Raw genomic sequence first — 7,482 nt, 5'->3', positions numbered from 1 at the left:
TTTACTAAAAAGGGCGATTTTTTTGTGCATAAATTTCATAAAAAAAGGGTTGCCCTAAAAGTCATTTTCCTGACTTTTGGGACAGCCCCTTTTTTGTATTTCACACCCCCTATTTTATTGGAAGCAGTAAAACTATCAAACCTTGCCTATCACCGCTTGAAAACATAATTTTAGGTTTATGAATTTTAAATTTAAATTTCCATATGATACATCATTTAAGATTAATTGGTACCTAAACCCATTTTCAACTATCCTATCCAGTTACAAGTAATTATAACGTTTACTCTTCATTATACAGGGAAAAAACCTAATATAAATGAAGAAAAGGAGCTGGAATAATGCATAACTATATACAACAATATATTAATGGTGAATGGGTGGATTCCACAAGTACAGAAACGATTGAAGTTATTAACCCAGCTACAGAAAAAGTCATCGGGAAAATTAGTGCTGGTTCTAAAGAGGATGTCGATCGTGCAGTTGAAGCAGCACGTGCTGCCTTCCCCTCCTTCTCTAGAATGGATATAGAAGACAGAATTAAACTTTTAGAGAATATTGCTAAAGAATATGAAAACCGGAAAGATGATCTTGTTAAAGTTATAACCGAAGAGTTAGGTTCTCCTATTACTCGTAGTGAACAGGTTCAGTACGAGATGGGCTTACAGCATTTTAAAAAAGCGGCTGAACTCCTTAAAACCTTCGAGTTTACTGAACAAAGAGGAAACACCTTAATCAAAAAAGAAGCAATTGGCGTTGCCGGTCTTATTACCCCCTGGAATTTCCCGACAAATCAACCCTCTACCAAACTAGCAAGTGCATTTGCTGCAGGTAGCACGGTCGTACTAAAACCTGCCGCCATGACACCATTTGCGGCAATCATCCTAGCAGAGATTTTTGATAAAGCCGGATTACCTAAAGGGGTATTCAATTTAGTAAATGGGGCCGGCTCAACCATTGGGGACGCCATCAGTTCTCATCCAGGTATTGATTTCGTTTCCTTCACCGGTTCTGGTCCCGTGGGTGCGAAAATCATGGAAAATGCGGCTCAAGATATAAAGAAAGTATCACTTGAACTTGGAGGGAAATCTCCGTTAGTTGTTTTAAAAGACGCAAATGTTAAAGATGCGGCACGAACAGCCATTTTAAATGTTGCGATGAATACCGGACAAGTTTGTACAGCGGCAACACGGACCATCATTCCAAAATCGATGCATGATGAATTCATTGAAGCCGTCAAAGAAGCACTTCCTGATTTTTCCGTAGGCGATCCACAAGATAAAAATACCTTCATGGGACCACAAGTTTCTAAAGAGCAATGGGAAACTGTTCAGTCTTATATAAATAAAGGTACAGAAGAAGGAGCCACTCTTGTCGCTGGTGGGCCAGGAAAACCAGAAGGACTTGATAAAGGATATTTCTCACAAATCACCGTTTTCACTAATGTAAAAAACGACATGACCATTGCCCAAGAAGAAATCTTTGGACCTGTCATGTCCATACTGACTTATGAAACCATCGATGAAGCCATCGAAATAGCCAATGACACAAAATATGGTTTAGCCGGGTATGTATTCGGTCAAAATCCAGATGAATTGTTCAAAGTGGCTTCAAACATTCGGGCCGGCCAAATCACGGTCAACAATCCAAAAACAGACTTCTCTGCTCCATTCGGCGGTTTCAAACAGTCAGGAATCGGTCGTGAATGGGGTGATTATGGAATTGAGGAATTCCTAGAACCGAAAGCTATTATAGGTATGCCCTCTTAAGGGTTTATGTGGGTGTCCTTGTCGGGCACCCTTTAACTATGATGGAATTAAACATAATACTTCCTTATAAATGCCCACATCTCAACCAATTTATTTCCTATATCTATCCAGATAAATCTGATTTACTATAGTAGTAGCAATGAATGATTACACTTTGATGGCAATCTATACATTGGTTTCCCTACATCTACTTTCAACGATACCTGAAAGTTCGACCAAAAGGCATGTAATATTTTTTTGAATGCCCGACCAAGCTAATAGACTTCAATAAAAATCTTAATTATGCAAAAAAAGGGATAGCCTCTCAAAGTTGAGAGACTATCCCTTTTTAATATGAAGCCCTAGCCCTACGTGTCAAACTAATTTTATTTTAAATTAATTGGATTTAAGATTTTTGCTTTTTGATTTAGATAATTCAAAGATGGTTCCGTTAGTTAACATACTGTATTATTAATAATCAATGTTTGATCCAGCGCATTGACCTGTAACACTATAGCACTTGCTTCATCAATCTTTTCGCAGTTAATTACTTTGTAAGATGTGCTTCGAACATGTCAATAATTTCAAGAAATCTTTCAGCTTCACGGAAAACATGGTCTGCTAATAAAGGATGGATAATGCTCTTAATTTTACATTCCTCAATTAGATCCCGAGCTGTTTTCTTGAAATCTCGAAGCGAAACTACAGATACCCTATTCTGATCAAGAAACTGATCTAAAAGAGGACCGGTCTTTGATTGTGGTTTCATAGACTCTAAGTCTGTAGCCTGAAACAACAATTGATCAAAATCATTGCTAAACTCCCTTGCCATATCCACAAGCTTTCTTTCCGATGGATCAAGGAGATGTCCAATGAATTTGGCATGATCGGCCATAATTCTTAAGAAAAAAACATTCTCTTTGATTATTGCATCAGGAAGTGGTTTCAACTTCCCTTCATTTAATTCAATTAACCGTTTTCTAAAATAATTTGCTTCTCGACTTGTATGGTCCACTAAAAGCGGGAAATTGTTTGCTCCTGGTAATTGACCGGTTAGTATCAGTCCTAACACTTTCCTCTTAAAGGCAAATATACCTGTCGCAGCCTGTTGAACTTCCGAATTAAACCTTTTAATTTGTTCTGGATCGGTTTGATTTGTAAAAGAATGTGATTGTTGCTCAACTTTTTCAAACAATTGATAATACTGATTTGCTTCTTCAATTAACTGTGTATCGTCACATCTAAAACCCAATCTAAGAAATAAAGAGTGTTCCTTCATAATTCTAGACCAAAAGCGAATTTCATCTAAAGACCGTGCAACAAACATTCCTGTAGCTGTTCCCATATTTGAACCTTGTGAGTTTTCATTCCAATTCATACTATGCCCCCAATATCATGCATAAATAAAATACCTTTAATATTGTATTAGCAAGTGTTCATAAAAATACTGCCAGCCTGGATAAAATTTATGATTGTACATTCAAAAGGCCTCGAATTGGCAGCCCTATAATGGCCTGAATTCTACAAGATTTCGAATGAGAGGCTTGTATGTTCAACAGTCATAATTAATAAAAAAAGTCGCTCAACTACTGATTTCTCAGCATGTTGAACGACTTTTCCGATTTGGTTACGGCAGGATTTGAATATTCCTTAGTGATTTATTCCCTAAAATTCAACGTGAAGGTTTAGGAGCTGAACAATCTGAACAACTTCTCTGATTGCTCCCTTTAAATTTAGTGAAAGATTTTTCAAAGATATTTCCGCATGAACATTTAAACTGTAGTTTTTGAGAGTACCCAAGATATTCAGTAGAAAGTAATTCACTATCGGAATTCTTCGTGACATAGTCACGGATATTTTCAATAGTCCATTTTTTATTCATATTAACACACCTCCGATAGTGTTTCCGAATTAAACAAAGGAAGAAGTTTCGGATAATTCCCTTTCAATGTAGGTAAAAGGCTACCCAATCTACTTGAGTACCCTATTATAGCATTACTTTTATCATATAACACATAGCTCTTTCATATTTTAAAGTATATGAACCCCTTTCATTCTGAAGGTAGAAGGCTAACATCCTCCAAAGAGTAGAATTGTCAGCCTCTACTATTTTGCCACTTACTCTTTAGCCCTTTTTTTAATGGGTAACTAGGGGGATTTTATCTAGGCAGCTTTTACATAAGATATCTCTTCATTTAACATTTAATGGACACATTAGTTTATAAACAATTGGGTATATGAATGAATAGAATGTTTAACCAGTCGTTTATAATTTTCTTTGTATTGATATTCATGATAAATAATTTTTAACTGGAGTGTTGTTAAATGCATATTGAGCTTAAAAAGGAAGCAGTAGAACAATTAAGAAAAGTGGATTATAAAGAGAACGAAGGTATACGAATCGAAGCCATCTACCTTAGAAGCTGTTCTATTTATGTGGAACACGAACTGAAAATTGATAATCAAACAGAAGAAGATGAGAAATTCATAATCGATGGAGTGCCTATATTAATATCAAGTGAATCCAAAAAGCATTTACCGAATAAAGTATTTCTTAGCTACAGTGATAGTCTTGGATATAAACTATATTCAGACGAAGAAACTTTGAGATATAATCTCCAATTGAAGAGAGTAAATGAATAAATAACTCAAAAAAAACCAACTTCAATTTCAGTTGGTTTTTTGAGTTTAATCTTGTCGTTGGTCTGTTTTAAAACTCTACAGTTTCCAAGTACAACCCAGCTGGGTCTGCCATACGACCCGTTTGGATTCTTTCTTTCGATTCTATAATACTTGGTATATTCTTAGCATCTATTTCATCCAGCCCAACTTCTATTAACGTGCCGACAATCTTTCTAACCATATTATAAAGGAAACCGTTACCTCGCACTCTAACTTCGATGAAGCCTGCAATTTCTTCTATATCAATAGAATATATTTCACGCACCATGGATTTCTTCTTTGACTTTGCATTTGAATAAGCCGTAAAATCGTGGCTGCCTATAAAGTATTGACTACCTTCTATCATGCTTGGTATATTGAGGTTTTCCTCAACATGCATACTGTACTTTCGCATGAATGGATTTGTATATGGTTCGTTCCAGATCTTATACAAGTAGGTCTTATCCTTCACATTATAACGGGCATGAAAACGTTCAGGAACCAATGTAACCTCCACAATACTGATATCTCGTGGTAAATATCTATTCAAATAGTTCATGACATCAGATTCAGTCATATTTAAATTCATCTTAAAATTGGCTATTTGAGAAAGCGCATGTACACCGGAATCCGTTCTGCTGCATCCAATGATTTCAATCGGTTCCCCTACCATTTCCGTTAATACATTTTCTATTTTCCCCTGAATCGTATTTTCACTATCACCGAGTCGTTGCCATCCCTGATAGCGCCCGCCATCATATTGAATGGTCAATTTATAATTATTCATTTTTTCCTCCTTATTTTATTACTAATAGATAATCTTCAAAGAAAATCCCAGATAAAATACAAGCCCCTCACGCAAATCTTGCAGCATGAGGGAACGAATGATTTTTCATTATTAGTAACACAGCAAATTGTTAATTGTAATGTTTTTGTACAACTCTAAAATATTTTCGAGAAAATTTTCCTGCTCCCCATTTTTATGTTTCGAGAGCTCCACACTGCTTACAAGTACTGATACATGATTTATGTAAAGGTCATACATCTAATTTATGCAATGCTATAATAAATCCCAGTAACTAAACTGAAAAGTACTTCTGGATAGTGTACCAAAGGGACTAACGCCATGCAAATAAACAGAATATTCAAAAAAACATTATGTTGTAGCACGAACCAAAGAAATATAAATGAGAGTAGCTCACCCATAGTTTATTGTATTAAAAACATACCTCCAACATGGAAAGAACGAGTGCTTGATTACACCGGTCATATTTTTCAAAAACAGAAGGGAAAAAGTCTCCATTACGTGTTATGGGTACCTTCAATTTAATCTTGCCAATACTCATCGTAAAGTCACGTTCATAATAGCCATTCCGATAATCCTGACACTCGGTAGAGCGCTCATAAGATGATACTTGTAGATAGTTATCTCTCTCTTTCTCTATAGACTCATTTAAGATCAACACAACCGCTGATTTAATCACGGTATCAAGATTAGAATTCAAAATGGATACTTTTAAAAGATCGTCATCAAGGTAAAACTAAACTTTAACTGATTCATTTTATTCCTCTTTTTAATGTTATTTCGGGTAGAAACCATTGTTTCCAAGAGCGGATAAAATGACTCTCTTTTTTTACACAATTATACGGACTTAATCAAAGCTTCTAACAGGAATGCTCCTTTTTACACTTTTATTTGGTTGTTCAGAGAAGCAACCACTGGATAAACAGCCTACATCTAGTGTGGAGATTAAGAATATTGAACAGCAACATACACAGCCAATTTAAGCTGTTTCAAAATCCAAAAAATCATTCTGGATGTACCCTTAATATCACAAAACCCTGAACTTAAATACGGCTGTGAAGTTACAAGCTTAGCTATGTTTCTACAGTTTGCTGGAATAAAAGTTGATAAAATGCAATTAGCTGACAAAATCAAAAAAGATAACGAACCACTTTTTACGAATAAGGAGGGAGATATTGTCCGTTGGGGTGATCCTAATAAAGGATTTGTTGGAGATATTACTGGAAAAACTAAGGGATGTGCAATCTATGTTGAACCATTTCAAGATTTAATAAAACAATATCTACCACATCGCACAATGAATCTAACAGGAGAATCCTTCAATGATGTACTAAATCAAGTACAAATGAAAAAACCTATAGTGGTTGCGACTACAGGAGATTATAAAACACCCGATAGATGGGAGTCCTGGAGATGCGATAGCAAAGAAATCGTAACTCCACTATATTTCCATGCTGTAGCACTCGTTGGTTTTGAGGGTGATTATGTTTATATAAATGACCCTTTAAGCGGTAAAAAGCACAAAAGGTAAACAAAGAAATCTTCATCCATTATTAGGAAGCACTGGGTAAACAAACCTTATCATATCACTAATGAACTAACACTTCTTTTTTTGTATTTGAAATGAAGTCTTCTCTTATTGAATGCATATTTTTTCTTCTCCATCATCCAATCTAAGCATTTCAATTAATTAAGTAGGGTCCATATGAACTAGAACAATTATTGAAAACCAAGTCGGGACCTAAATACTAATCAGTGCCACACCCTTCATGTAGATATCTTAAACAACACTTCAACTTATATTGCATCTATACCCTTAAAGAAAAACATAATATTTTGAAAGTAATTGTCACAAGGACAAAGCTAAGTATTCCAAAAAACAAAAGAATATTTTGTTCATTTAACGATGAGTATGGAAGTCCACATATAGAAGGATCTAAGGCTACTGCCCCAATCATTGTTCCCATTATCCCTCCAACTCCCCCCTGAAAAAAACCAGCTATGAACGATTGCGTATTGAGCATCGCACCAAATGCCATTCCAATAGCTATTCCAATAAACATATTTATCACACTCATAACTACGAAGTTAGCAGGAAATAATAAAAAGAGATTAAGGGCGGTCACAAGTCCTAAAGCGGCACTGCCTGTAAACGCTACAATAAAACCGAATCGATCACTGAATAATAGCCTTGATTTGTTAAGAAATCGAAAACTTATGAAACCAATCAAACTATTAGTAATAAGAATAATGAGCAAAAAAAACTTCAAT

At 35.4% G+C, this 7,482-nt stretch carries 7 protein-coding genes and 1 pseudogene; 3 read left to right on the top strand and 5 right to left on the bottom strand.

The features are described 5' to 3' along the window. Positions 1-338: 338 nt before the first annotated feature. Positions 339-1,766, top strand: a complete 1,428-nt coding sequence (locus ACQKL6_RS17240; RefSeq protein ID WP_427651585.1) for an aldehyde dehydrogenase family protein — start codon at positions 339-341, stop codon at positions 1,764-1,766. A 526-nt stretch (positions 1,767-2,292) separates the two neighbouring features. Here ACQKL6_RS17240 and ACQKL6_RS17235 read toward each other — a convergent pair. Further along, positions 2,293-3,123, bottom strand: a complete 831-nt coding sequence (locus ACQKL6_RS17235; RefSeq protein ID WP_402872444.1) for a DUF2935 domain-containing protein — start codon at positions 3,121-3,123, stop codon at positions 2,293-2,295. A gap of 294 nt (positions 3,124-3,417) precedes the next feature. Further along, entirely contained in the window at positions 3,418-3,627 is a 210-nt protein-coding gene (locus ACQKL6_RS17230) for a hypothetical protein (protein WP_402872441.1), read from the bottom strand. Between the two features lie 443 nt (positions 3,628-4,070). Here ACQKL6_RS17230 and ACQKL6_RS17225 point away from each other — a divergent pair, with 443 nt between their 5' ends. Beyond that, on the top strand, positions 4,071-4,388 hold the full coding sequence (locus ACQKL6_RS17225) for an iron-sulfur cluster biosynthesis family protein (RefSeq protein WP_402989680.1): 318 nt from the start codon (positions 4,071-4,073) through the stop codon (positions 4,386-4,388). A 67-nt stretch (positions 4,389-4,455) separates the two neighbouring features. Here the strand turns inward: ACQKL6_RS17225 and truA are convergent, their stop codons facing one another. Next, positions 4,456-5,193 (bottom strand): tRNA pseudouridine(38-40) synthase TruA, encoded by a 738-nt coding sequence (gene truA / locus ACQKL6_RS17220; protein ID WP_402989683.1) that lies wholly within the window; start codon positions 5,191-5,193, stop codon positions 4,456-4,458. Positions 5,194-5,632: 439 nt separating this feature from the next. Further along, a pseudogene (locus ACQKL6_RS17215) lies at positions 5,633-5,914 on the bottom strand (transposase); the annotation flags it as partial. Between the two features lie 291 nt (positions 5,915-6,205). On the opposite strand from ACQKL6_RS17215, the gene ACQKL6_RS17210 reads away from it, so the two are divergent. After that, positions 6,206-6,742 (top strand): C39 family peptidase, encoded by a 537-nt coding sequence (locus ACQKL6_RS17210; RefSeq protein WP_427651588.1) that lies wholly within the window; start codon positions 6,206-6,208, stop codon positions 6,740-6,742. A 277-nt stretch (positions 6,743-7,019) separates the two neighbouring features. Here ACQKL6_RS17210 and ACQKL6_RS17205 read toward each other — a convergent pair whose 3' ends face one another. Then, positions 7,020-7,481, bottom strand: a complete 462-nt coding sequence (locus tag ACQKL6_RS17205; RefSeq protein ID WP_402989688.1) for a hypothetical protein — start codon at positions 7,479-7,481, stop codon at positions 7,020-7,022. Position 7,482: the final 1 nt, after the last annotated feature.

It is taken from the genome of Peribacillus sp. NPDC097197, assembly GCF_050278025.1.
Lineage (GTDB): Bacteria > Bacillota > Bacilli > Bacillales > DSM-1321 > Peribacillus.
This window is presented reverse-complemented; position numbering and strand designations above follow the sequence as displayed.

Bases quoted from the DNA above. Each gene is read 5' to 3' on its own strand.
- ACQKL6_RS17240 (WP_427651585.1), top strand. From the start codon at position 339: ATGCATAACTATATACAACAATATATTAATGGTGAATGGGTGGATTCC.
- ACQKL6_RS17235 (WP_402872444.1), bottom strand. From the start codon at position 3,123: ATGAATTGGAATGAAAACTCACAAGGTTCAAATATGGGAACAGCTACA.
- ACQKL6_RS17230 (WP_402872441.1), bottom strand. From the start codon at position 3,627: ATGAATAAAAAATGGACTATTGAAAATATCCGTGACTATGTCACGAAG.
- ACQKL6_RS17225 (WP_402989680.1), top strand. From the start codon at position 4,071: ATGCATATTGAGCTTAAAAAGGAAGCAGTAGAACAATTAAGAAAAGTG.
- truA (WP_402989683.1), bottom strand. From the start codon at position 5,193: ATGAATAATTATAAATTGACCATTCAATATGATGGCGGGCGCTATCAG.